The organism is Virgibacillus sp. MSJ-26 (assembly GCF_018918075.1).
In the GTDB taxonomy this organism is placed as follows: domain Bacteria; phylum Bacillota; class Bacilli; order Bacillales; family Amphibacillaceae; genus MSJ-26.
This window is the reverse complement of sequence record NZ_JAHLPW010000014.1, coordinates 77,915-102,191: the sequence shown is the minus strand read 5'-3', so window position 1 is coordinate 102,191 and position 24,277 is coordinate 77,915. Positions and strand designations below refer to the sequence as shown.

General features: G+C 37.5%; 21 protein-coding genes. 15 read left to right on the top strand and 6 right to left on the bottom strand.

Annotated features, from left to right (window positions below):
• Nucleotides 1-9: 9 nt before the first annotated feature.
• The 3 genes from KQI49_RS13615 (at nt 10) to KQI49_RS13605 (ending at nt 1,811) form a co-directional block, all read left to right on the top strand.
• Nucleotides 10-957 (top strand): dipeptidase, encoded by a 948-nt coding sequence (locus KQI49_RS13615; protein ID WP_216489708.1) that lies wholly within the window; start codon nt 10-12, stop codon nt 955-957.
• A 112-nt stretch (nt 958-1,069) separates the two neighbouring features.
• Nucleotides 1,070-1,234 carry a hypothetical protein gene (locus KQI49_RS13610; protein ID WP_216489707.1) on the top strand — a complete coding sequence of 55 codons (165 nt, stop codon included), beginning with the start codon at nt 1,070-1,072 and terminating at the stop codon, nt 1,232-1,234.
• Nucleotides 1,235-1,607: 373 nt separating this feature from the next.
• Entirely contained in the window at nt 1,608-1,811 is a 204-nt protein-coding gene (locus KQI49_RS13605; RefSeq protein WP_216489706.1) for an alpha/beta-type small acid-soluble spore protein, read from the top strand.
• A 286-nt stretch (nt 1,812-2,097) separates the two neighbouring features.
• Here the strand turns inward: KQI49_RS13605 and KQI49_RS13600 are convergent, their stop codons facing one another.
• Nucleotides 2,098-3,222 carry an amidohydrolase gene (locus KQI49_RS13600; RefSeq protein ID WP_216489705.1) on the bottom strand — a complete coding sequence of 375 codons (1,125 nt, stop codon included), beginning with the start codon at nt 3,220-3,222 and terminating at the stop codon, nt 2,098-2,100.
• Between the two features lie 264 nt (nt 3,223-3,486).
• Between KQI49_RS13600 and queF the strand changes: the two genes are divergently transcribed.
• From queF to KQI49_RS13585, 3 genes are all read left to right on the top strand, one after another.
• Nucleotides 3,487-3,981, top strand: coding sequence for a preQ(1) synthase (gene queF, locus KQI49_RS13595; protein WP_216489704.1), 495 nt, complete (start codon nt 3,487-3,489; stop codon nt 3,979-3,981).
• Between the two features lie 129 nt (nt 3,982-4,110).
• Entirely contained in the window at nt 4,111-5,604 is a 1,494-nt protein-coding gene (glpK, locus tag KQI49_RS13590) for a glycerol kinase GlpK (protein WP_216489703.1), read from the top strand.
• Between the two features lie 368 nt (nt 5,605-5,972).
• Nucleotides 5,973-7,298 carry a uracil/xanthine transporter gene (locus KQI49_RS13585; protein WP_216489702.1) on the top strand — a complete coding sequence of 442 codons (1,326 nt, stop codon included), beginning with the start codon at nt 5,973-5,975 and terminating at the stop codon, nt 7,296-7,298.
• 35 nt (nt 7,299-7,333) lie between these two features.
• On the opposite strand, the gene KQI49_RS13580 is transcribed toward KQI49_RS13585, so the two are convergent.
• Entirely contained in the window at nt 7,334-8,116 is a 783-nt protein-coding gene (locus KQI49_RS13580; protein WP_216489701.1) for an HAD family hydrolase, read from the bottom strand.
• A gap of 289 nt (nt 8,117-8,405) precedes the next feature.
• Here KQI49_RS13580 and KQI49_RS13575 point away from each other — a divergent pair, with 289 nt between their 5' ends.
• Nucleotides 8,406-8,693, top strand: a complete 288-nt coding sequence (locus KQI49_RS13575) for a hypothetical protein (RefSeq protein WP_216489700.1) — start codon at nt 8,406-8,408, stop codon at nt 8,691-8,693.
• Nucleotides 8,694-8,738: 45 nt separating this feature from the next.
• Here KQI49_RS13575 and KQI49_RS13570 read toward each other — a convergent pair whose 3' ends face one another.
• Nucleotides 8,739-9,599, bottom strand: coding sequence for a CvfB family protein (locus KQI49_RS13570; protein ID WP_216489699.1), 861 nt, complete (start codon nt 9,597-9,599; stop codon nt 8,739-8,741).
• A 618-nt stretch (nt 9,600-10,217) separates the two neighbouring features.
• Between KQI49_RS13570 and KQI49_RS13565 the strand changes: the two genes are divergently transcribed.
• Nucleotides 10,218-10,745 carry a GNAT family N-acetyltransferase gene (locus KQI49_RS13565; RefSeq protein ID WP_216489698.1) on the top strand — a complete coding sequence of 176 codons (528 nt, stop codon included), beginning with the start codon at nt 10,218-10,220 and terminating at the stop codon, nt 10,743-10,745.
• Nucleotides 10,746-10,829: 84 nt separating this feature from the next.
• Here KQI49_RS13565 and ytaF read toward each other — a convergent pair whose 3' ends face one another.
• Nucleotides 10,830-11,450, bottom strand: coding sequence for a sporulation membrane protein YtaF (gene ytaF / locus KQI49_RS13560; RefSeq protein ID WP_216489697.1), 621 nt, complete (start codon nt 11,448-11,450; stop codon nt 10,830-10,832).
• A gap of 229 nt (nt 11,451-11,679) precedes the next feature.
• Between ytaF and KQI49_RS13555 the strand changes: the two genes are divergently transcribed.
• The 3 genes from KQI49_RS13555 (at nt 11,680) to KQI49_RS13545 (ending at nt 14,802) form a co-directional block, all read left to right on the top strand.
• Nucleotides 11,680-13,851: a DNA topoisomerase III gene (locus tag KQI49_RS13555; protein WP_216489696.1), complete on the top strand. Its 2,172-nt coding sequence runs from the start codon at nt 11,680-11,682 to the stop codon at nt 13,849-13,851.
• A 48-nt stretch (nt 13,852-13,899) separates the two neighbouring features.
• A complete protein-coding gene (locus KQI49_RS13550; RefSeq protein ID WP_216489695.1) occupies nt 13,900-14,226 on the top strand; it encodes a CHY zinc finger protein in 327 nt (108 codons plus the stop codon).
• A 336-nt stretch (nt 14,227-14,562) separates the two neighbouring features.
• Entirely contained in the window at nt 14,563-14,802 is a 240-nt protein-coding gene (locus KQI49_RS13545; RefSeq protein ID WP_216489694.1) for a DUF362 domain-containing protein, read from the top strand.
• 238 nt (nt 14,803-15,040) lie between these two features.
• Here KQI49_RS13545 and KQI49_RS13540 read toward each other — a convergent pair whose 3' ends face one another.
• Nucleotides 15,041-15,178, bottom strand: coding sequence for a hypothetical protein (locus tag KQI49_RS13540; RefSeq protein WP_216489693.1), 138 nt, complete (start codon nt 15,176-15,178; stop codon nt 15,041-15,043).
• A 383-nt stretch (nt 15,179-15,561) separates the two neighbouring features.
• Here KQI49_RS13540 and KQI49_RS13535 point away from each other — a divergent pair, with 383 nt between their 5' ends.
• Nucleotides 15,562-19,830, top strand: a complete 4,269-nt coding sequence (locus KQI49_RS13535) for a S8 family serine peptidase (RefSeq protein ID WP_216489692.1) — start codon at nt 15,562-15,564, stop codon at nt 19,828-19,830.
• A 33-nt stretch (nt 19,831-19,863) separates the two neighbouring features.
• Here KQI49_RS13535 and KQI49_RS13530 read toward each other — a convergent pair whose 3' ends face one another.
• A complete protein-coding gene (locus KQI49_RS13530; protein WP_216489691.1) occupies nt 19,864-21,933 on the bottom strand; it encodes a thioredoxin domain-containing protein in 2,070 nt (689 codons plus the stop codon).
• Nucleotides 21,934-22,103: 170 nt separating this feature from the next.
• On the opposite strand from KQI49_RS13530, the gene KQI49_RS13525 reads away from it, so the two are divergent.
• The 3 genes from KQI49_RS13525 (at nt 22,104) to KQI49_RS13515 (ending at nt 24,241) form a co-directional block, all read left to right on the top strand.
• Nucleotides 22,104-22,328 (top strand): hypothetical protein, encoded by a 225-nt coding sequence (locus KQI49_RS13525; protein ID WP_216489690.1) that lies wholly within the window; start codon nt 22,104-22,106, stop codon nt 22,326-22,328.
• The gene (locus KQI49_RS13520; protein WP_216489689.1) at nt 22,321-22,584 is read left to right on the top strand and encodes a type II toxin-antitoxin system RelE family toxin; all 264 of its coding nucleotides are present in this window, start codon (nt 22,321-22,323) and stop codon (nt 22,582-22,584) included. The genes KQI49_RS13525 and KQI49_RS13520 overlap by 8 nt, the downstream gene beginning before the upstream one ends.
• A gap of 400 nt (nt 22,585-22,984) precedes the next feature.
• Nucleotides 22,985-24,241 (top strand): DUF438 domain-containing protein, encoded by a 1,257-nt coding sequence (locus KQI49_RS13515; RefSeq protein WP_216489688.1) that lies wholly within the window; start codon nt 22,985-22,987, stop codon nt 24,239-24,241.
• The last annotated feature ends 36 nt before the right edge of the window (nt 24,242-24,277 follow it).

Genomic DNA, 24,277 nt, shown 5'->3' with positions numbered 1-24,277 from the left:
GGGATTACATTGAGAATCATCGATACACATTGTGATGCTTTGTTAAAGTTACAACTAAGCCAACGGAATTATGATCATTCCAAACTACTCAATTTCACAAATGCTACGGACCTTGATTGCAGTTACGAACGTTTAGAAAAAGGTGGAGTCGCTGTTCAGTTTTTTGCAATATTCATCCATCCAGATGTGCCTTCAGATGAAAAGTGGCAACACGCCTTAGAGCAAGTTAATCTTTTTTACACAGAAGTCTTGGGTAAAAATCCAAACATGAAACACATCAAAGCTTGGGATGAAATGGACCGATTGCAAGATGATGAAATCGGGGCAGTGCTGACGCTTGAGGGAGCCGACGCATTCGGCAATGATTTAATGAAACTCAGACAGTTATATCGCTTAGGTGTTTTATCCCTAGGGATGACATGGAATAACGCCAATCTATGTGCGGACGGAGCAGGCGAACCGCGTGGAGGTGGATTAACCCTTTTAGGAAAAGAAGTGGTTCAGCTCAACAATGAGCATCATGTCTTGACTGATGTCTCACATGCAACGGTGAAAGGATTTTGGGATATCGTTGAATTAGCCGACTATCCTTTTGCGAGTCATTCCAATGCCAGAACGATTTGTGATCACAGACGAAACTTATATGACGATCAAGCTAAAGCGATGTTTGAAAAGGGTGGTTTAATTCACGTTGTTTTCAATCCGCCATTTATTAATAAGGACAGTGAGGATGCAGACATTTCAGACGTTATCAAACATATTGATCATTTATGCTCACTTGGCGGCGTGGGGCAAATTGGCTTCGGTTCAGATTTTGACGGGATATCTTCGTTTGTAACAAATTTGGAGGATGCTAGTCATTATCCAAATTTAATTAATGAACTTTTAAAACATTATTCAGAGGACGAGGTCAAAGGATTTGCCTATCAAAACTTCCTTAACCATCGACCGAAATAAACAGTTAACCTTTTTTGAACGAAACTTTGTACCTCAGCATTTTTCAAGGATAAAAACATACTAAGAGAGAAGGCTAAACACGAAAGAAAAAATGCTTATGGAGGGATAAGAGGTGTCCGAAGAAAATAAAAATCGAAATAAAGATAAAGGCAGACAGAACAACAGAAATAAGTTTAATAACCAGGAAAAAATGCGTGAAATGGAAATAGCAGAGGATACCGAGTTTTTGAATTTAGATGGGAAGAAAAACAAACGTCACGGAAGAAATAAAGATTAGAGCGTAGGGAGGGGGAGGAGGCATATACTCCCCGAAACCGTGTAAGGAATGCATTCCAGGTAGGCAAATACAAGTATCCTCCCTGGAATCATGTGTGGCCCGTATTCTAGGTAGGGTAACATGCTTACACTCCCCAGAATCATGCGCGGCCCATATTCCAGGTAGGCTAACACGCTTATACTACCCAGAATCATGTGCGGCTCATATTCCAGGTAGGTAAATATGAGTACTCTCTCTTGAATCATGTGCGCACCACATTCCAGGGAAGCTAACACTTTTCCAACTCTTGTCATGTTTAATCCTATAGTTTTAACACATGATATAAATGAACAGTTAAAGACTGTTCAAACCCACTAAGGAGAAGTGATCAGAGATGGCTAATAACAATAACCGAAATGAATTGTTAGTGCCTGGTGCAGATAACGCGGTGGACCAAATGAAAACAGAAATCGCGAATGAATTTGATGTCCAGCTTGGAGCTGACACAACTGCACGTGATAACGGAAAAGTGGGGGGCGAAATGGTCAAACAAATGATCCAGATTGCCGAAGAAAGTATGGCTAACCGACGGAAATAGCCGTACTTGCGCAAGGAGGGAATGATAATCCCTAGCGCACAAAAGCCAGAGTTCTTTTCAAAGAACTCTGGCTTTTTATTTGATGAAGACCACAAAAGTGCAAATCCTTTAAAAAGTTGTCGTTCATCTCGGTTATGAAGACCATAAAAGTATAAATCCTTTAAAAAGTTGTCGTTCATCTCGACTATGAAGACCACAAAAGCGTAAATGCTTTAAAAATTGTCGTTCATCTCGGCTATGAAGACCATAAAAATGCAATTCACCCAAAACTTGGTGTTCATTAAAACTATTTAATTTTCTCTCCATCAATATAAACCTGCTCTACTTTATTTCGTAAATCAAACGGGTTCCCACTCCAAATAACAAAATCAGCATCCTTACCAGCCTCGATGGAACCTACTTTATCGCCTACACCGATATGCTTCGCGGCATCGAGCGTAATCGCTTGTAATGCTTGTTGTTCAGTAATTCCTGCTTTAACCGCATGAATTGCACTGGTCACAAGACCCTCAATCCCGATGACAGGATGATCTGTTGTGATTGAGCAAGGGATCCCGGCATCGAGCAAAACTTTAATGGTCTCAAAGCCTTTATCATTTAATTCAATTTTTGAGCGTGTTGACATGGTTGGCCCGACGGAAACGCGGACATTGTGACGAGCGATAAAGTCAGCAATCTGGTGACCTTCTGTACAATGTTCAATAGTAACGTCAATATCAAATTCACGCTTAATTCGAAGCACCGTTAAGATATCTTCTGCTCGATGGGCATGAACCCTGAGTGGGATTTCTTTTTTCAACACTTTAGTTAACTGTTCAAGACCAAGATCTCGCTTCTTTTCTTTGTTTTTAATATAATCTTGTGTCTCCATTAGCTTTTCCCTAAGTAAAGACGCAATCCCCATGCGGGTAACAGGCTTTTTTCCATTTTTGCCGTAAACTCTTTTAGGATTTTCTCCTGTTGCAGCTTTCATGCCTGAGGTTGGAATAATCACCATTTCATCAACAATATTTCCAGTAGTCTTTAAAACTGACATCTCACCACCAATCACGTTCGCACTGCCAGGCATCACTTGAACAGTGGTAACACCAGCTTTTCTCGCATCAGCAAACCCTTTGTCATTTGGGTTGAGTCCATCAATCGCTCGAACTTCAGGTGTAGTGGGACTGCTAGTTTCATTAAAATCATGTCCCTCTTCACCAATCCCTTCTTCGAAAACACCCAGATGCGTATGTACATCAATTAATCCTGGAGTAACAACCTTACCTTTTGCATCGATAATCGTATAGTCGATAGGGATTTTATCTTTGTTCTTAATCAAAGAAAATTTTCCTTCCTTTACTAAAATAACTTGATCGTCTAAAATATCGCCATTTCCCGTGAAGATTGTAGCATTTTTAATCGCTAACATAAACATTCCCCCTTAATTTAATATGTGATTATAGAAGATTTTAAAAACTATAACTTTTAGTTTACTACAACTATGCTATATTTTTAGAAAAAAGCAATATTGACACTTATTTTTCTTAAACGTATAATTGGATGGACTGCCACGAGGTTCTTAGCGCACCCTCTAAAAACTAAGGAAGCATGCAATAATAATTAGCCATGTACCCTTAGGTGCGTGGTTTTTTAATTTAATTAAATGCTCCAAAAATAGGGGGGGGAACAACTGATGAAGAAAGATAATGAAAGTTTGACTGATTTAACATTGCTTGGAAATCAAGATGTTTCATATGAGTTTAAATATAACCCAGATATATTGGAAGCGGTGGATAATGATTACGCCGACCGCGATTATTTTATAAAATTCAACTGCCCTGAATTCACAACACTTTGCCCGATGACTGGCCAACCTGATTTTGCAACTTTGTATATCAGCTATATACCGGATGAAAAAATTATCGAAAGTAAAGCATTGAAACTGTATTTATTCAGTTATCGAAATTATGGTGGTTTCCATGAGGCAAGCGTTAATATGATGATGGATGATATTATCAAACTAATAAATCCTCGTTATATTGAGGTTTTGGGAAAATTCTTACCAAGAGGCGGAATTTCTATTGATCCGTATTGTAATTATGGTCGTCCAAACTCTCGATATGAAAAAATGGCACAAGATCGCATGGAACAACATGATATGAATCCGGAAAAAGTTGATAACCGGTAGAGTATATAGTCTCGTCCAAATATAATCGCAGCCTTAATTTTGCTACAAAAAGTTTGAAAAGTTATACTTAAGTATATAGAAAGATATACGATGGAAAATTTTAAAAGAGCAAAAGGAGGAAACGATTATATGCTTGAGAAATATATTATGGCGATCGACCAAGGGACGACAAGTAGCCGAGCAATTCTGTTCAATAAAGAGGGAGATATTGTTGAAACAGCCCAACATGAATTTGAACAGTTTTTTCAGAAACCAGGTTGGGTCGAACATGACGCTAATGAAATTTGGACGTCTGTATTAGCATGCATGGTCAATGTGCTTAGGCTTGCCGATGTTTCCGCTGATCAGGTCGCTGGAATCGGCATAACGAATCAACGAGAAACAACAGTTGTTTGGGATAAACACACTGGAAAGCCTGTTTATAAAGCTATTGTTTGGCAATCGCGTCAAACAGATGCTATTTGTGAAGAATTAACAGAACAAGGCTACACGGATACATTTAAAGATAAAACAGGATTACTAATTGATCCTTATTTCTCCGGAACGAAGGTAAAGTGGATATTAGATAATGTAGATGGAACTAGGGAACGTGCAGAGAACGGCGATCTTTTATTCGGAACGATTGATACATGGCTCGTTTATAAATTGTCGGGTGGAAAAGTTCATGTGACAGACTATTCTAACGCCTCAAGAACATTAATGTTCAATATTTATGACCTTAAGTGGGATGATGAACTCCTTGACATTTTATCTGTACCGAAGTCGATGTTACCGACTGTTCATGAATCGTCTGAAGTTTACGCTCACACGGTTGACTACCACTTTTTCGGCCAAGAAGTTCCTATCGCTGGAATCGCAGGAGACCAACAAGCAGCTTTATTCGGGCAAGCTTGCTTTGAGGAAGGCATGGCAAAAAACACCTATGGTACAGGTGGATTCATGCTAATGAATACGGGCTCTGAAGGAGTCAAATCTGATCATGGTTTATTGACAACGCTTGCCTGGGGAGTAGACGGCAAAGTTGAATATGCCCTGGAAGGAAGTATTTTCGTAGCGGGTTCAGCAATTCAATGGTTGCGTGACGGATTGCAAATCATTCACGACTCCCCACAAAGCGAGTACTTTGCTAATAAAGTATCTTCAACCGACGGAGTCTATATGGTCCCTGCATTTGTCGGATTAGGGACACCATATTGGGATAGCGATGCGCGCGGTTCAATTGTCGGGATTACCCGCGGAACGGAAAAGGAACATATCATTCGCGCAACACTTGAATCACTCGCTTATCAAACAAAAGATGTAATCGACGCGATGATTGCCGATTCAAATATTGAGTTAAAAACTTTACGGGTGGACGGCGGCGCTGTAAAAAACGATTTTTTAATGCAATTTCAAAGTGACATGATCGGAGTTCCAGTTGAACGTCCTGTTGTTCAAGAGACGACGGCTTTAGGAGCCGCTTATTTGGCAGGTCTTGCGGTAGGGTACTGGAAAGATAAAAAAGAGATTGCCAAGCAATGGAAAAACGAAAAAACATTTGAACGTGAACTAGACGAAGATAAAGCAAATGAACTATATGCTGGTTGGCAAAAAGCTATTGAGGCAACTCGAACTTTTAAATAATATTTAAAATGCGATTTAAAAACTATATTAAAACGCCGCCTTGATACAGAGCGGCGTTTTAAATTACATGCCTTGGCAGGTACTGAGTCTATATTGCGAAAAGAATTAAATCTTTTAAAACTTTTAAAATAGCAGACATAAGATGAGTATTCGGGTGTTTGGGATTACAAAAATCCACATTTTATTGAATGGAATGTGGCGAGACTCCTACGGAAAGTAAGAGCTAGGCGAGCCCCCGTAGTGGCGCATGTAGCACACGAAGGCTCACTGAAGAAGAATATACTTTAATTCTTCCTAGTCCGTGGAAAGCGAGTCTATTCCATGAGCGATGATTCCGAATATCTCATGAAAAAATAGGTGATTATTTTATGAGAGAACTACTAAAGACTTACAACTGGATAGCGGGCTTACAGTGGCTCTTTTTTATTTTTACAAATATTATCGTCATACCTATTACAGTCGGAGCAGCCTTTGATTTACCCCCTGAGAAGATTGTCTCCTTGCTTCAACTTTCATTTATTGTGACTGGAATAGCTTGTATCTTGCAAGCTCGATTTGGTCATGGCAGGGGAGTTATGGAGGGGCAGTCTGGCTTGTGGTGGGGCGTTATATTAACCTTAGTGACGACAGCATCAGCTCAAGGGATGCCGTTAACTGAATTAGGCGGAAGTTTAGCTATAGGTGTGATTATATCAGGTTTACTGACCATATTGATTGGTGTAACAGGTGCCGGTCCATGGCTGTCGAAATTATTTAATCCAAGTGTCATGGGAGTATTTATGTTTTTATTCGGTTGCCAATTAATCGGGATTTTTTTAAAAGGGATGTTGGGCATTCCTTTTGGAAACGCGAGTGAGGCAGGACATATTGATGCAGCAGTATCACTTATTTCGATTATCATTGCTATCATTGTGATTATTATAAGTGTAAAATCCCCACCTGGAATTCGTCGTTATAGTTTACTTATCGGTATTTTTGTTGGCTGGATCCTTTATACAGTCACTTTTGGAGTGGGGGAGTCTGCGACAAGTGGCTCAAGTTCATTTAAAGTGGAATGGTACCCATTAGGAAAGCCTGTCTGGAATACGAGTATTATTCTCACAGTGGTGCTGACAGGTCTACTTAACACGGCGAATACTTTTGGCGCTCTTAAAGGAACTGACGTATTATACAAAACAGAGGCAACAAACGCTGAATATAGGAATTCATTTACCATAACAGGTATATTTACAATGATTGCAGGGGTGCTTGGTCTGGTGCCTTATGCACCGTATGTGTCGTCAATTGGTTTTTTAAGACAAACGGAAGATTTACGACGATTACCACTTATGATTGGCGGTTTTTTATTTTTATTGATGGGATTAATCCCGGTTGTTGGACACTTCTTTTCCATGCTTCCACTTAGTGTAGGAAGTGCTGTATTATTTGTAGCTTACTTACAAATGTTTAATTCATCATGGGACTTTTTCAAAGAAGTTAAATTTAATACGGTTAATGTGTACCGAGCAGCGCTTCCTCTTTTTGTAGGAATTATCATTATGACGATGCCGGCAACTTCATTTGAGACATTACCAACACTCATACGTCCGCTAGTAAGTAACGGTTTACTTGTAGGTATATTTTTAGCTCTTTTAATGGAAAATCTATTTGACTGGGATCGTTATGGGATTGAAGGGGAAAAGGGAAGGTCTTAAAGTCAAGACCTTCCCGTTTTAAATCAGAATGTGAATTAAATAATGCCTAATTTTTTCAGACCTTCATGAACGCCGGATTTGTCGACAGTGGTGGTGCGGTAAGCTGCATAATCGAAAAGATTGGCGTGGGCATTTCCCATTGCAAATCCGTGACCGACGGCTTGAAGCATCTCTTTATCATTCATACCATCTCCAAACGCAATCGCTTCATCCTTTGAAATTTGTAATTTATCCAAAATCGTACTGATCGCCATGCCTTTATTCACATTTTTCCGAATGACATCATAGCTATGTTCAAGGCCTTTCAAATGTACGGGTGCTAAATGAATGTTTGGGTTAATTTGAAAGTGCTGTGGGTTCACTGAATCCATATTGAGCAAAGTCATACTGAGAATGTCTTCATTATATTTCTTATCAAATTGTTCATTATGTTGAAGTTGGAAAAAGCTGATGAAATATTTAATATTAGGATGATTTAAAGAGGAATATAAGTTTTTTCCGTTTGTAAATAAAGCAATTTCATTTCCGTGTTCTTGAGAAAGTTTTACAAATTCGTTGACCATTTGAGGCTCCATTGGTTCGTTTACCACAACTTCACCTTGATAGATTGCATAGGCACCGTTATAACCGATTAAAGAATCTACACCTAAATCCAGAGCTAAATCCTCAATTTCATGAGTAGCTCGGCCGGTAGCAAGAAATACTTCAATCCCTTGTTGCTTAGCTTTTGTAATTGCTTCCTTCGTTAAATCTGTATATGTATGATCGGGCATCAGGATTGTTCCATCAATATCTAAGAAAAGTGCTTTATATGTCATGTCTGGCTTACTCCTTTTTAAAATTTTATTTACTCCAATCCTTAATACCATAGCATAGGGTTGTTGTCTTTGTCATTTGTAGTTTGAAATGTTAATCGTCACATTTGTGTTTGTGAAATCTCCCTGAATATTATTTCACCTTATGATGCAAGGTAATAGATAGGTTGGCTCTCGTATTTCTTGCTAAATTAAAAACATTCCCACAGTGATATTGTTTAATTGACTTTACTGTCGTTCATATGTAAAATATAGAAAGTGAGAAAAATTATCTGACTTATGAGGTGATCTTGTGGTTCAATCTGTAGTTATGATTGGGGCAGTAATGACCATAATTATGATACTTTTAGGTTTTATACTATTAAAAGCATCAGGCAAAAACCCGTATCTTGCATACATACCTGGTATGGTTGTTTTCCCAACAGGAATCTTACTTATTGTTATTGCAACCATTGCTGGAAAAATTGAATTCTTCGGAGCAGGTCTCGGTGGATGGGGAATTGCATTACTATTTTCTTCAGCCATTGGATTCATTATTACGGCTATTATTGACACGTATACAAGTCCAGTTGCAAACTAAAAAAGAGCGTTTAACGCTCTTTTTTTATACCTTTTTTACATTTAATTACTTTTCTTTTAAAAAGGTCTGTCCTTCACGTTGTTCAACGATTCCTTGTTTCATTAGTCGCCCCATCGCTCGTTTGAAGGCCGCTTTACTCATCTCAAAAGTTCCGCGAATATCTTCTGGATCACTTTTATCACTAAAAGGAATGGCTCCGCCTTGCTCTTTAATGTGATTTAAAATCAATTCAGCATCCACAGACATTCTATCTTGTTTTAATGGTTTCAAAGAGACATTAATAGTACCGTCCTCTTTCACATCAATAGTTCGTCCCTCAACAGCTTGACCAAGACGGGGTTCTTCTTTCCGCTCTGTATAATGGATAAATCCACGATAATGGTCTTCAGTGAGGATAGCGGAACCTTCACGACTTGTAAAATAAACATGTCCTTTCACTTGTTTATTCATGTAATCTTCTGGTGACCATTCACGTTCTACCTCAACAATTCCTTCTGTTGCAGGAATAGCTAACAACCTCTTGCGTCGATCTTTTCCTAGTCTAACGAACAGCTTGTCTCCTTCAATAGGCCAAACTTTTTCATATAGGGGCAAATCATCTTTAGAAACGAGAATTTCCTTAGTTGTACCGATATCAACAAATACACCGAGATTAGGAATGACTTCTTTCACTTCAGCCCAGCCATAATCATCTTGGGTAATTTTTGGAATTATCATGGTCGCATTATATTTCTTCTGTTTATTGTTATAAAGGAAGACATCTACGTTATCCCCTATTTCAAGTTTTTCCATGGCTTCATCTGCATTTAAAACAGCATTGATATCGTCCAACTGAAGGACATATCCAGTCTCAATCTTTTCAATGACCTGCATTGACTGAATGGTTCCAAGGATTTCTTCATTCATTATTTATCCTACTTTCTTTATGTACTTTAAATTATTATTGGAAAAGGGATACTCTCTTAAGAGTACCCCTTTTATTAGTAAAGTAACACATGATGTTTTTAATATCCCCGTTTTATCAAATCGGGTGGGAAATTCTTTAGTTAATTATCGTTATTTTTAAACTCGAGCAACGTGTTGATTAACGAGTTTTTATAGTTTTAAGTTAAATATATTGAATTTCACTTAGACCGCGGTACGTGTTCTAGTGGGTGTTTTCTCCCTTAAGCAACGTAGACCCAACCTGCTTCTACGTCCTTGCGACCCTTTAGTCGCGCCAGTTTGAATAAGATCACGAAAAACATTCCTTAGAATGCCAGCTTATTCGATAATGGTTACTTCACTAAGAAGCATTCTTTATAATCTCACAAAATTAGACATTTGTCAAATTAAGTGCCTTTCCCCTTTGAAAAATAGGTTAGTTTATAATTGTGCGATATATTTTATGATTTCACTGAAATATATAATAACCGGAAAGAACAAGGATAAATGAATTTTAGATGATTAACTATAAGTGACAGGTAAATTAATTTCTTTTATAATAGTGTCATGAAGTATATTTTACTATCGGAGGAACTAACAATGACTGACAAACTAGGATTAAGAGCATTAGAAAAGGAAGACCTGGATTTTATACACCGTTTGAATAATAATCCAGATATCATGTCTTTTTGGTTTGAAGAACCTTATCAAACAAAGGTTGAATTAGAAGATAATTATATGAAAAACAAAGATAATAAACATGTGCGTTTGTTTATATTAGAGAAAAGCAATGAACAACTTGGATTGGTTGCTCTTTTCTCTATAGATTACATTCACAGGAAAGCAGAGTTCGCTATCATGATTGATCCAATCCATCAGGGATTTGGCTATTCAAGCAAGGCAACAAAACTTGCGATGGCTTATGCTTTTAATACATTGAATCTAAACAAGCTTTATTTGATAGTTGATGAAACGAATATAAAGGCAATCCATGTTTATGAAAAAGTAGGATTTACAAAAGAAGCCGTCTTAAAAAATGAATTTTTTGTCAATGGATCATATCATAATTCAGTGATTATGAGTATGTTTCAAGATGAGTATTTAAATAAAATGATTACCGAGCAATAATGAATGAAGATCGTTAGTATCTTTTTGCTAAGAGCAAGTAGCACCCGAGGAGTTCTTTTTTCATCCTCGGGTTTTAACTTTGCTTTACAGCATATTAAAGACTCCAAGGCTTATTAATAAAATGGGAGGGAGGAAGGATAGTTTTTGCATATGCTTATTTCTTAAAAGTAGTATACCCATTTGAATTCCACAGAATAGAAAAGCACCACTCATAAATGCGACACTTACAGCAGTTAACAATGGAGAGTAACCAATGATGGCTGCTCCGAGTCCCGCTCCAAAGGCATCTAACGCAAGCGCTGTGCCAAGTAGAAATGCCTCCCCTGTTGTAATAATGCCAGATTGATCAAGGTCTGCTTGTTCTGGAGTAGATAAAACCGTCTTAAAACGATGGAACCGCTCATTACTTTTCAATTTAGACATATCAATATCAACTTTTGAACGAATCACGTTAAATAGAGAAAACAAACCTAAAAAGATTAAAATTAACCCACCGATCATTTCTGCCCGATGAGGTGAGATAAACGAATTTAAAAAATCACCAATGGTCATGGATAGTAATACAACGACACCTGAACAAAGCATGATAATGAGTAATGCGCTAATTGGTACTTTTGTCTTTTTCATGCCATACGTTACACCAACACCAAATCCGTCTAAACTGACGGCAATCACTAATAATAGTAAACCCATATAAAACAGCATAGCACCATATCCTTTGCTTCATTTCTAGGTTATTGTATGGGTTAGAGGCTTATGGTGAGTGGGCGTTTGTACTGTTTTAATTAAAGTTAACTATGAATCTCCTAAAGCACCCACCCTAAGCAATTTCAATAATATATGTTAAACTAATACAAGATGTCATTTATTAAAATGTAAAAACAAGTATGTGAAATGTAAATTGCACTTATGATAGTATAGAGAGGATTTTTTAATGAGTAAAACAGTAGTACTTGCAGAAAAACCTTCTGTTGGTCGTGATATTGCCAAAGTTTTAAAATGCAACCAAAAAAGAAACGGCTATATGGAAGGATCAAAATATATTGTCACATGGGCACTTGGCCATTTAGTGACTCTCGTAGATCCAGAGGTTTACGATGAAAAATATAAAACATGGCGACTTGATGATTTACCGATGTTGCCTAAGCATTTGAAAACAACCGTCATTAAAAAAACAGGAAAGCAATTCAGTACGGTGAAATCTCAGCTAACCCGTAAAGACGTGAAGGAAATCGTAATTGCGACAGACGCTGGACGTGAAGGTGAGCTCGTCGCCCGTTGGATCATTCAAAAAGCCCGAATCAATAAACCGATTAAACGTCTTTGGATTTCATCTGTAACAGATAAAGCCATTCGTGATGGATTCAATCAATTAAAGCCAGGAGCAAAATACGAAAATCTATATGACGCAGCTGTTGCTCGTTCTGAAGCTGATTGGTATGTCGGTTTAAATGCTACGCGTGCCTTAACAACGAAATTCAATGCACAACTTTCAAGTGGCCGTGTGCAAACACCAACACTTGCCATGATTGCCGAACGAGAAAAAGAAATTCAAAACTTCAAGCCCACGAAATTTTACGGACTAGAAGTTAAGACAAGAAGTCTTACTTTAAAATGGCAAGACAAGAAAAATAATCAACGCATATCCTCAAAAGAACGTGCGGAAAAACTACGAAACCAATTAACGGATAAGAAAGCGACTGTCACCAACGTCGAGCGTTCTTATAAAAAGAAACATGCACCTCAACTTTACGATTTAACCGAACTTCAGCGTGATGCGAACCGAATTTTTAACTATTCGGGTAAGCAGACGTTATCAATCATGCAGAATCTCTATGAACGACATAAAGTGTTGACGTATCCACGAACGGACTCACGTGTGATTTCAAGCGATATCGTGCCAACTTTAAAAGACCGCATTAAAGCTTGTGGTGTTGATCAGTATGCACGTTTTGCTAATAAGTTGTTGCGTGCTGGAGATAAACGATTACCGAAGTCTGTTGTCGATAACTCTAAAGTTTCTGATCACCATGCTATTATTCCAACCGAGGAATCCGTTATTTTAGAAGAGCTAGATGACCGTGAACGAAAAATTTATGATTTGGTTGTGAAGAGGTTTTTAGCTGTCATGGCAGATCCTTATGAATATGAACAAACAACCATCTTTACCCAAATCGATAATGAAACATTTGTCGCTAAAGGGAAAGTAGTTAAAAAACAAGGATGGAAAGAAATTTATAACAACCGTTACGACGATGATACGGATTCAGACGACCAGCAGTTACCCGTTGTAAAGAAAGGTGACCAGTTCAACAATATTAAACTTTCACTAACAAGTGGTGAAACAAAACCACCTGAACGTTTTACAGAAGGTGCTTTGCTCCATGCTATGGAAAATCCAGTCCGTTTTATGCAAGATGAAGAAAAACATCTAGCCGGCACGATTAGTAAAACTGGTGGATTAGGAACTGTAGCCACTCGTGCAGATATTATTGAAAAGTTATTTAATACACAATATATGGAGATGAAAGGTAAACATATTTTTATTACGTCAAAAGGTAAACAATTGCTTGACCTTGTCCCAGAAGATTTAAGATCTCCTGCATTAACGGCGGAATGGGAACAAAAGCTAACCCTTATCGAAAAAGGAAAGCTTAACAAAAACACGTTTATCAAAGAAATGAAAGACTATGCGAAAGATGTTGTGACAGAAATAAAGACGAGTGACGCGACATTTAAACACGATAATATGACAGGCACAAAATGCCCGGATTGCGGAAAGTTGATGCTTGAAATTAATAATCGCAATGGAAGAATGCTCGTTTGCCAAGACCGTTCATGTGGCCACCGGAAAAATATCGCCAAACGCACGAATGCCCGGTGCCCAAATTGTCATAAACGTATGGAATTACGTGGTGAAGGTGAAGGGCAAATGTTCACTTGTAAATGTGGCCATCGAGAAAAACTATCTACATTTAACGAAAGAAAGCAAAGAGAAAAGAAACATAAAGTCTCTAAAAAAGATGTTAATAAATATTTGAAAAAGCAAGATGATGGTTTTAAAAATAATGCTTTAGCGGATGCACTTGCTAAATTGAAAAAATAAAAGAGTATTTTAGGGTAGAAAAAATAGCTACTGGAGGACGGAGGAACTATGGAGATACAGGGCCACATCATACAGGGAGCCATTGATAACGAAACTCGCTGCAAACATTATCATAGCGAATTAGATCGAGTAGCGCTCAAATTCTATTGTTGCGAGTCTTATTTTCCATGTTTCCAATGTCATATAGAATATGGATGTGGTGCGAGTGACGTATGGCCAAAAGATCATTTTGATAAAAAAGCAGTGATGTGTGGAACATGTGGTCAGGAAATCACCATTAATGAATATTTAAATGGAAGCAACCAATGTCCTCACTGTGCTGCGGCCTTCAATCCGGGGTGTTCCTTACATGCTCATCTTTATTTTGAGGTATAAATCTTAAATACAGAAGGCGAAGGAGAGTATCTGATTCTTCATCTTATAAATAGCTAAGATTATCAAATTAAGAATAAAACACTCATACTTGGCTTTCATAGAGGCTATGAAGGACAAAATCTGGATAAAATTCAAAAGTATGATCTTCATCAAAGGATACTCTTAAACCTAATCCGTCCATCATCTTTAAAATAGGTACTATTATATGAATAATACCGGAATCGTTAACTTTTCGTGAATTATAATTGCAAGCAGTTTACTTACATTACTATGATGATGTATCATTAAATTGTAGATGATACTTTAGTTTTAGAGGAAAAAGGGAGGTTATAAAGAATGGCATTTGTAATATTAGAACCATGTCAAGGTGAAAAATCCGGAGAGTGTGTTAGTGTTTGCCCCGTTGATTGTATTGAAGAAGGGCCAGACCAATTTTATATAGATCCTGATATTTGTATTGATTGCGCTGCATGTGTTGCCGTATGCCCGGTCGATGCAATTGTTGAGGAGTACGATTTAACTCCAGAACAAGAAGTTTTCCTAGATAAAGCAGAAGAATTCTTTGAAAACAAATAATCTGGGTACTTAATATATTGAAACCCCCTTTAATGAGACAAGCACGTTGACTCAAAAGGGGGGTTTTTAGCTGAGTATGGCCAATTAATCCTCCCCCCAAGAGTTCCAAAACCTTACTAGGGATAACGTGAACTCCTTAACCGATGCTCCTGAGCATCAACATTGATCCACCTCGCTTTACTGATTCTAGTTCGTACGTTGCTATCCGTGCCCCGAGCTTTTGTTCACGAATGTTATTCTACTCATCGTCGACCTCATCTGCTAGCTTACTCGCAATCCATCGTTCAGCTGTTTCTTCATCCACTTCATAAACTTTCCCTGCGCGTAACAAATCCCCATGATATGCCGTTTGAACATTCATCTTAACTTTAACCATTCTGATTCGCTCCTTTTTAAATCTAATAAAAATAATTATACCATGAACTGTAAGTATTCAGCAGTGAGTAAAACTATCATAATTAATCATTAACCATTATACCAAAAGATCACCTCCATTTTTTAGCAATCAAAGGATTAATAGGCACATTAATAGTTCTTGTCACCTAGTATAAAAAAGTAGCTCACTAGTACTTATCTATCAATTCTGAAAACTACTAAAAAATCGACAAAATATGACACATCTTGCACTACACATCTGCTATTGTCAGTAATAATGAATTTTTGATTGAATTTGTAGATAAAAATTATAAATTGTGAAGGGGGGACATTTTAAAAGTAGCCGTACATGTTTGTAACTAAAACCAATAAGGGGTGAGTTATTTGAAAGGATTAGGTAAATATAGACTAGTTAAAAAATTATCAACGTTAATTATCATTACGATGATTTTATCTTTAATCATACCGACTAATATAATGGCAGATGGAGCATCCAAAGACGAACAAAACGGAAAAATAGCCAATAAAGTAGATGCCAAATTATTAGAAGCCTATCAAGAAAAAGAATATGAAAGATATCTCGTTATTTTAAAGGATCAAACGGATACTAAAACTGTTGCTAATAAGGCGAAATCTAATGCAAATAAGCAATCATTGTCAAATACTGAAGTTAAACAAACAGTACAACAAGCCGTTGTATCCGAACTACAGGCTAATGCCGAAGCAACACAAAAAAATATCTTATCTTACCTAAAAAAAGATAAAAATAACATTCAAGATTATCAAAGCTTTTATATAATGAATGGATTGGCAGTCACGGGGACGGAAGAATCAGCAAAAAAAATTGCTAACTTGCCGGAAGTAAAATCAGTTATTTTAGATGGAAAACAAAAATTACCTAAACTTGAGGATACAGAAAAAACACTTGATGATATTGAGTGGAATATTGATCGTGTTGGAGCACCAGAGGTTTGGGAAAATGAGGTGACAGGAGAAGGAACAGTCGTTGCCAACATAGATAGTGGTGTAGAAGGTAACCATCCTGCTTTAAAAGAGAAATATCGTGGCTTTAACCCGGATGACCCTGATAATCCCTCACATGAATTTAATTGGTATGACGCCGTTTCAGACCGACAGAGTCCAATGGATTCTGATGGTCATGGAACTCATACAATGGGGACAGTGGTTGGTGAAGAAGATAATAATCAAATTGGTGTAGCTCCCGGTGCCAAATGGATTTCTGCTAGAGCGTTTTTTGGCGATGAAACTCATGATTCATATATTTTAGGCGCAGCAGAATGGGTGCTAGCACCGACTGATGAGAGTGGTACACCACATCCAGAGAAAGCACCGGATGTTGTTAATAATTCTTGGGGGGGTAACCCAATCAATAATGATTGGTTTTTACCAATGGTAGAAGCATGGCGTTCTGTTGGCATTGTTCCCGTTTTTTCAGTTGGAAATGCAGGGTTGTTCCAAGATGCTGATCCAGGCACAGCTTCAGCTCCTGGGAATTATAAGGAGGTTATTGCCGTTGGAGCAACGGATGAAGAAGATAATTTAGCTGACTTTTCACTACGTGGTCCATCTGAAGAAGGAGTGATTAAACCTGATTTAACGGCGCCGGGGACTTCTATTCGATCTTCAATGCCCGGAGAAAGCTTTGATGAATTTGAATATGGGCTATCCAGTGGAACTTCGATGGCTGCTCCTCATGTTGTTGGTGCAATTTCACTTATGAAAGATGTAGATCCTGATTTAACAATTGAGGAAATCGAAACGACCCTAAAACTTACATCGAACACAAAAATAGATGACGATTACCCAGAATCACCGAATAATGGTTATGGATATGGAACTCTTGATGCTTTCGCTGCTGTCGAAGCGGTTCAACAAGGTATCGGTACAATCGAAGGGCAAATTACAATGCCAGGTCAAGACGAAGAACCACCAACATATGAACACATTCCTCGTGAAGTTGTATTTACGGATAGGGATGAAGCGTTTTCAATTCAAGCAATGGATAACGTCAGCGTGAATAAAGTAACTCTCACTGTTTTATTCGATAATGAATCAGAAAAAACATACACCCCCAATCTAGTTGATGGAGATCATTTAAATGGAAACTATGAAACTAATATACCTGCGGAAGATTTAGTAGGAGATGAACTAATCTATTGGTGGACTATAGAAGACTTTAGTGGCAATACAACAACAACCGACGAATACACAGTGAAAATTGAAGAAGCAGTGACTTCAGGTTATTTTGAGGATTTTGAGGCTTATCCGGACGGTTGGTATTCTTATGGGACGAATAACTCGTGGGAGTGGGGTGTGCCAGAGTTTGGCCCAGAATCCGCTGCTTCAGGTGAAAAAGTTATGGGCACCGATTTACTTGGAAAGTATGAAATGAACTCAGATATGACATTAATGATGCCACCCGTTTCTGTTGAAGAAAATACCATATTACGTTTTAAAAATTGGTATGAATTGGGTCAAATAGGAGAAGAAATGGGGACCGTTTTTGCTTCAATTGATGGAGAATCATGGGAACCACTTTATCAAGCAAGACAAGAAAACAAACGTTGGCATGAAATCGGTCTTGATTTATCAGACTATATGGGTGAAAAAATTCATATTGCTTTTAATTTAAAGACAGCGGATAACGAAAATGCTGGTTGGTACATTGATGACGTTCAGTTAGTAAATGATAACTCAAAAACTGACATCACTAATCAATTATACGATGAAAAGGCATCGTTAACTTTACCTATACAAGATGATAGAATGATGGGCCAATCTATACAACGAGATAAGACAGAGAAGACAGCTAAAGCAGGCGACTTACCAGCCGAGGCAACAATCACTGTGGAAGAAACTGGCTGGAAAACCGAAACTAATCCTAAAAATGGGCAATTTAGTATTCACCATAGTCCTGGTGAATATACATTACTTATTGAAGCCTATGGATTTGAAACAGAAACAACAACGGTTACATTGGATGAAAAAGGATTGGTATCACGAGAGGTCCAATTAACGCCTTTGCCAGAACAAATAATTTCTGGACAAGTTACCAGCACAACCGGAGAAGCAATTGAAGATGCAAAGCTATTTTTACTTGAAGATGAACATGCAGAGCATGCTCAATCAACCGAAGATGGAACTTATAATTTAAAGGCGTATGAAGGAGCGTACACATTAAAAGTCTATGCTGATGGTTATTATGGAAAAACAGAGTCTATTACTGTACAGCCCGGCGAAGATATTAATTTAGATTTAAAACTAGAGCCTTTTTACAACTCAGACTCATCAGAGATTAAGTATGATAGTGGTGATTATGGTAAAAATTTAGCCTTTGGAAAACAAGGAAATGGTTTTGCGGTCAGGATGTCTCTCGACGAAGATGAAACATCCGCTATGTTAACAGGGGCAAAATTGCAATTTTGGGCTGATCATGTTCCTGTTCCAGGTGGAGACGATATTCTAATTTCAGTTTATGATGCAACAGGTGAAAATGGTGCACCTGGTAATAGGTTAGCTGGTCCTATTGAAGCAAAGGCAAAACGAGATTTAAATAATTGGACAGAGGTCGATTTATCCCACTTAGGCATTCTTGTTGAGGATGATTTCTATATTGCTTACCTGCAAGCTGATGATTATCCATATGTTCCAGGATTTGTGACAGATGGTGATTCAATTAACTTTGCTGAGAGAAGCTGGGATTATATAGGTGGTCAATGGTTTCAAGCGGAAGAAAGTACAGGTAATTATATGATTAGGGCCGAAGTCGATTACGGAGATGAACCAGATGTAACTGCACCAGTTATAACATCACCGGAATCTGGAATGCTGACCAATAACGAGGAAATGGATATTGAAGGAACTGCGACTCCTGAAACGACTCTTCAATTAAAAAATAATGATGAAGAAGTAGACAGCGTTAAAGTAGGTAAAGAGGGCGAATTTACGATACCAATCACTTTGGCAGAAGGAGAAAATAAACTTGTGGCTACATCTATTATAGACGGTAGACCGGCGGCTGAATCTGATACAGTTTCTGTTACACGAGATACCGAGTCACCAACCCTTTCTATTGAAAGTCCACAAGATGGAGAAACAATTGACAGTGAAGTGGTGATGGTTGAGGGAACTGTTCAGGATGAGCATTTAGATCGTGTTGAAGTGAATGGACAAGAAGCAAGTGTTGATGAAAACGATCGTTATTCAAAAGAAATAACCCTTGCAACAGGAGAGCAAACAATTGAAGTTGTCGCTCGTGATTTGGCTGGAAACGTAACAGAAGAGGCAATCGTCGTCTTTGTCGAACAGTCCGAAGATGCTTTTGAGATTGAAAATGTCACTCCGCACGAGGATGTATTTATCGAAACAGGCGAAAGTGTCAAAATCACATTTGACAGTGAACCTGGTCTAAGAGCGACATTCATGATCAATATGCCATTACTGGATGGTATACGACAAGTAAGCCTTCCAACGGAGTTACCAATGATGGAGATGAGTGATGGGCATTATGTTGGTTACTGGACCGCACCGCCGACTAAAACAAGTTCAAAAGCTAGTATTCAAGTAAAGGCGATGGATACATCAGGAAACGAAGTCATAAAGGATGCAGAAGGAAGAGTGTTAATTAATTAATGGTGTAAATTAGAAGGGCAGACGACCCGTGCATCAATCACTGGGTGTCTGTCCTTTTATACGTCTCATCACTTCTTCAATATCAGTCGTCGGTTGCTGACACGCGAAATTCTCACATATATAAACAGTTGTCTTTTGTTCCAATTGCTCATATTCAGTTGCAAAGGGAGCAATATTTTTAAAATCCATTGCAGATTCCCCAACAAGGATGACTGTGCCGGGTAAAAATTCACTCTGCAAGCTATCAAGTAATTTCGTATGATCTGGGTCATCTTTTGCGCCGATAATCACAATTTCTCTCGTTTTATTCTCTGTTAAAAGTAAACTCTGCATAAAAAAGGCAGCAGCTGAAGCTTGGCGATTAATATCTTCATAAAAACTAAAGTACATTGTTTCCACCTTGTCCAAGTAATCTGTTTCACCAGTAAGATAAGCTAAACGCGTGAGCATGACACTTGCGACACTGTTACCTGAAGGAAGTGCTCCGTCATAAACTTCTTTATCTTGAGCAATCAGTTGTTCACTGTCTGATCCGCTTAAATAAAATCCACCATGTTCTTCGTCCCAAAACAGGTCTAGCATATCGTTCATTAATGTTTTCCCCTTATTTAAAAACCCTAGAGAAAATGTTGCCTGATACATCTCCAAATAAGCCCAGATGAGAAAGGCATAGTCATCAAGATAGCCTTTGTGCTTTGTTTCTCCGTCACGAAATCTGGCCATTAAACGACCTTTATCAAAAAGACTTTCCTCTATGAAACGGACGGCTTTTTCAGCCATATTTATATACAGTTCTTCTTTAAATACGGCACCAGCTTTCGCTAATCCAGCAATCATCATGGCATTCCACGATGTTAATGTTTTATCATCAACATGAGGATAAACCCTCTTTTCTCTTGCTGCGAGAAGTTGTTTTTGTGCTTTCTCCAACAATCTCCGTCTTTCATTATCAGGATTCTCCATTTCAATGTCGGAAGGTGGATTGTGAATTCGATTCGGAATATTTTTCCCTTCAAAATTTCCATCAGGAGTCATCCCGTAAACAGTGGTAAACATTTCCCCTAACTCATCACCTAAAGTGGCAAAAATTTCACCAAAATCCCACACATAATATTTTCCTTCAATCCCTTCAGAATCTGCATCAATAGCGGAGTAAAAGGCTCCTTCCGAATTGGTCATTTCCCGTGATATAAATTCGATGATTTGTTCACTAATTTGCTTATAAAAAGGATTGTTCGTCACTTGATAACATTCAGTATAGGCGATTAAAAGTAACGCATTATCATAAAGCATCTTTTCAAAATGAGGAACAAGCCATTTCTCATCTGTCGAGTAGCGTGCAAATCCGAAGCCAATTTGGTCAAAAATACCGCCATTTGCCATAGCATGTAACGATTTCTCAACTATATCGAGTGCTGTTTGCTCACCGGTAAAATAATAGTATTTAAGCAAATACATAATATTCTGTGGTTGGGGAAATTTCGGTGCAAGTCCGAATCCGCCATGATTTGAATCGAAATTTCGAGTCAGTTGCTTAAACGCATCATCGGTCGTCTGTTTGGTTAAGCGGTGCGCACTTTTTTCTTGAACTGTTTTTTCAAGTGCGTTTGTCACGCTTTCCGTCACTTCACTTATATGATCTGGATCTGTTGTATATTTTCGATAAAGTTGAGTGATGACTTCCATCAATCCAGGCATACCATATTTACTTTCTTTCGGAAAATAAGTGCCTGCATAAAAAGGAATTTGATCAGGTGTCATAATGACAGTGAGCGGCCAACCGCCCTGTCCCGTCATCATTTGACATACTTTCATATAAACTGAATCAACATCTGGTCGTTCTTCACGATCAACTTTAATAGAGACATAATGTTCATTTAAAAAGGCAGCAACTTCTTCATCTTCAAACGATTCCCGAGCCATGACATGACACCAATGGCAAGTTGAATAGCCGATAGAAAGAAAAATTGGTTTATTTTCTTGGCTCGCTTTTTCAAATGCTTCCTCATTCCACGAAAACCAATTCACAGGATTATAAGCGTGTTGAAGTAAGTATGGGGATTTCTCAGTGATTAATCTATTGGGTTTTCGTTTGTAATTCATAAGGCCATCACCTCATATTTATATTTCTAATATAGTTTACCCTAAGATCTGTGAAAGACACGAGTAATTCAATTTGTACCGAAAAATAGCATGTATCCTTTTGCTTTTGCTGAATATTTAGGTTCAATTTGATATAATTTTTGGAAATATTCAATCTAGGAGGGGCAAACATGGGAATAACAAAATGGGATTTATTCAAGCAAATAGATAATATGCCAGTTGAAAAGTATCAAAAAATCAAAGATTACTTAGATAAATTAAACAAACAACAAAATGAAGAGGTAGTTTTAGACAAAGAGTCAAAAAACAACATGGAAAAGTCAATGGATGAATATTCAAAAGGAGAATATTTAACTTTTGATGAGGTATTCGAGGACGATGAAGATTATGTTTGACATCCGTTCCTCCAAAGGTGCAGGCAAGTATTTAAAAGAATTGGATAGAAAAACAAAAGACAGAATTAAAAAGTCTTTACTGGAAATTGCGGAGGATCCTAATAGGACACAAAATTTAGATATAAAGAGATTAGCTGGATATGAAAAATCCTATAGATTAAGAGTAGGTAAATGCAGAGTCTTATTTAAAGTATATGATAAAGAGGTTGTGATTTTTGTGTTTGATTTGAATAGCCGAGGTGATATTTACAAATAGAAATGGTAAAGGAATAACTTGCTTTTTCAGAATATCTTTTTAACATCCTTTTCTTACATCCCCATAAATGTACAACTCCCCGATTGCTAGAACAGAATCTTGTTAAGTAAGAAAGCCAACTCACGTGTTAAAAGGTTTATCTGAGTAAATATGGTAATTTCTCAGTGATTAATCATTGTACCAATTACTTTTCTTATTTAGTGATTATTTATTAAATCAACTTACATCAACACGTCTAGCAGATATATCATCCCAATAAATTCAACTAATTTATGAATCTTTCTATAATATCCTTATACTTTAAAGGAATTCTATTATACTAATTATTAGAGTGTATATTATCAACAGTAAAAAATCTTTCTATAGTTAACGCTATCAACTATCGATATGGGGTGGGAAAATGGCAAACGCACAATTCAACACCAAACTAGTCAATATTTTAAAGGATATACTACTTCGTTTACGTCATGATGATTCACCAGAAACAATTCAAAAAGACTTTGACCAAAACTTTAAGCATATAAGTGATGTAGAAATATTATTAATTATTCAGGAGTTAAAGAGCGGTGATCATGGTATTTCATCTCAGGATGTTGTGACGTTTTTCAATGTTTTCACTCAAATATATGGCCGTTCGATTAATGATTGGTATATTAATGAAATCAATGAGCCAGGGCACCCTGTGCAAATCTTTTTAGAAGAAAATAAGGTGTTTCGAAAGATCTTAGACCAGATAAATAATCTTGTAAAGTCATTTGAAGAGGATAAGCAATTTTCGGAAGAAATGCTGGAACAGTTAAAGGAGCAGATGGTGTTATTAGGTCAGTTTTATAATCATTATAATCGGAAGGAGAAACTCTTTTTTCCAATTTTTGAGCGTTACGGACATTACACCCCTTCTAGAATCATGTGGGGTGATGACGATCGAATCCGTACTTTATATAAAGGGACAAAGCAAATGATGGAGAAAGTTCCTAATATAGATTTCAAATATGTTAAAAAGTCTTATGATTTATTTGAAAGTAAGTTTAGAGAGGTGCTGTTTGAAGAGGAGTCCTTCCTATTACCGATTGTTGTGTCACTTTTTAATGAAGACGATTGGCTAGCGATTGCAAAGGAAAGTGACGCCTTTGGTTTTGCTGTGGAACCAGAAGGTAAATGGATGCAGAACCTAGCCTCATTAGAAGAAAAAACAGATTTGAATAATGAAAAAAAGGCCGCTGCATCACAGAACCACTTGGCATTCAAAGGAGGCTTTTTAACAGTAAAAGAAGCGGACAACATTTTTAATAACTTGCCACTTGAAATAACATTTGTTGATAAAAATGGTTTCTTTAAATACTTTAATGATAGGGTAAAATCCTCCGAGATGATGTTTGTACGTACACCGAGTTCGATAGGGCGTAATGTCGCCAATTGTCATCCACCTAAAAGTTTTAAGAAAGTGATGAGTTTAATTCATGATCTTAAATCGAGGAGACGTGCTTCTGAAACGATGTGGTTTAAGAAAAAAGATAAATACGTCCATATTACTTATAAAGGTGTATTTGATGAGGATGGCGAGTATTTGGGCATTTTGGAATACGTGCAAGATATTCAGCCTTTCCTAGATTTACCTCGAGAGGTGAAAAAAGAACTTAGCAAATTAGAACATTGAACTGAAAACATTTAAATTAAGATCCGACCAATGATA

Coding starts and splice junctions, on each gene's coding strand:
- KQI49_RS13605 (WP_216489706.1), top strand. CDS start 1,608: ATGGCTAATAACAATAACCGAAATGAATTGTTAGTGCCTGGTGCAGAT.
- KQI49_RS13600 (WP_216489705.1), bottom strand. CDS start 3,222: ATGTTAGCGATTAAAAATGCTACAATCTTCACGGGAAATGGCGATATT.
- queF (WP_216489704.1), top strand. CDS start 3,487: ATGAAGAAAGATAATGAAAGTTTGACTGATTTAACATTGCTTGGAAAT.
- glpK (WP_216489703.1), top strand. CDS start 4,111: ATGCTTGAGAAATATATTATGGCGATCGACCAAGGGACGACAAGTAGC.
- KQI49_RS13585 (WP_216489702.1), top strand. CDS start 5,973: ATGAGAGAACTACTAAAGACTTACAACTGGATAGCGGGCTTACAGTGG.
- KQI49_RS13580 (WP_216489701.1), bottom strand. CDS start 8,116: ATGACATATAAAGCACTTTTCTTAGATATTGATGGAACAATCCTGATG.
- KQI49_RS13570 (WP_216489699.1), bottom strand. CDS start 9,599: ATGAATGAAGAAATCCTTGGAACCATTCAGTCAATGCAGGTCATTGAA.
- KQI49_RS13565 (WP_216489698.1), top strand. CDS start 10,218: ATGACTGACAAACTAGGATTAAGAGCATTAGAAAAGGAAGACCTGGAT.
- ytaF (WP_216489697.1), bottom strand. CDS start 11,450: ATGCTGTTTTATATGGGTTTACTATTATTAGTGATTGCCGTCAGTTTA.
- KQI49_RS13555 (WP_216489696.1), top strand. CDS start 11,680: ATGAGTAAAACAGTAGTACTTGCAGAAAAACCTTCTGTTGGTCGTGAT.
- KQI49_RS13550 (WP_216489695.1), top strand. CDS start 13,900: ATGGAGATACAGGGCCACATCATACAGGGAGCCATTGATAACGAAACT.
- KQI49_RS13545 (WP_216489694.1), top strand. CDS start 14,563: ATGGCATTTGTAATATTAGAACCATGTCAAGGTGAAAAATCCGGAGAG.
- KQI49_RS13540 (WP_216489693.1), bottom strand. CDS start 15,178: ATGGTTAAAGTTAAGATGAATGTTCAAACGGCATATCATGGGGATTTG.
- KQI49_RS13530 (WP_216489691.1), bottom strand. CDS start 21,933: ATGAATTACAAACGAAAACCCAATAGATTAATCACTGAGAAATCCCCA.
- KQI49_RS13525 (WP_216489690.1), top strand. CDS start 22,104: ATGGGAATAACAAAATGGGATTTATTCAAGCAAATAGATAATATGCCA.
- KQI49_RS13520 (WP_216489689.1), top strand. CDS start 22,321: ATGTTTGACATCCGTTCCTCCAAAGGTGCAGGCAAGTATTTAAAAGAA.
- KQI49_RS13515 (WP_216489688.1), top strand. CDS start 22,985: ATGGCAAACGCACAATTCAACACCAAACTAGTCAATATTTTAAAGGAT.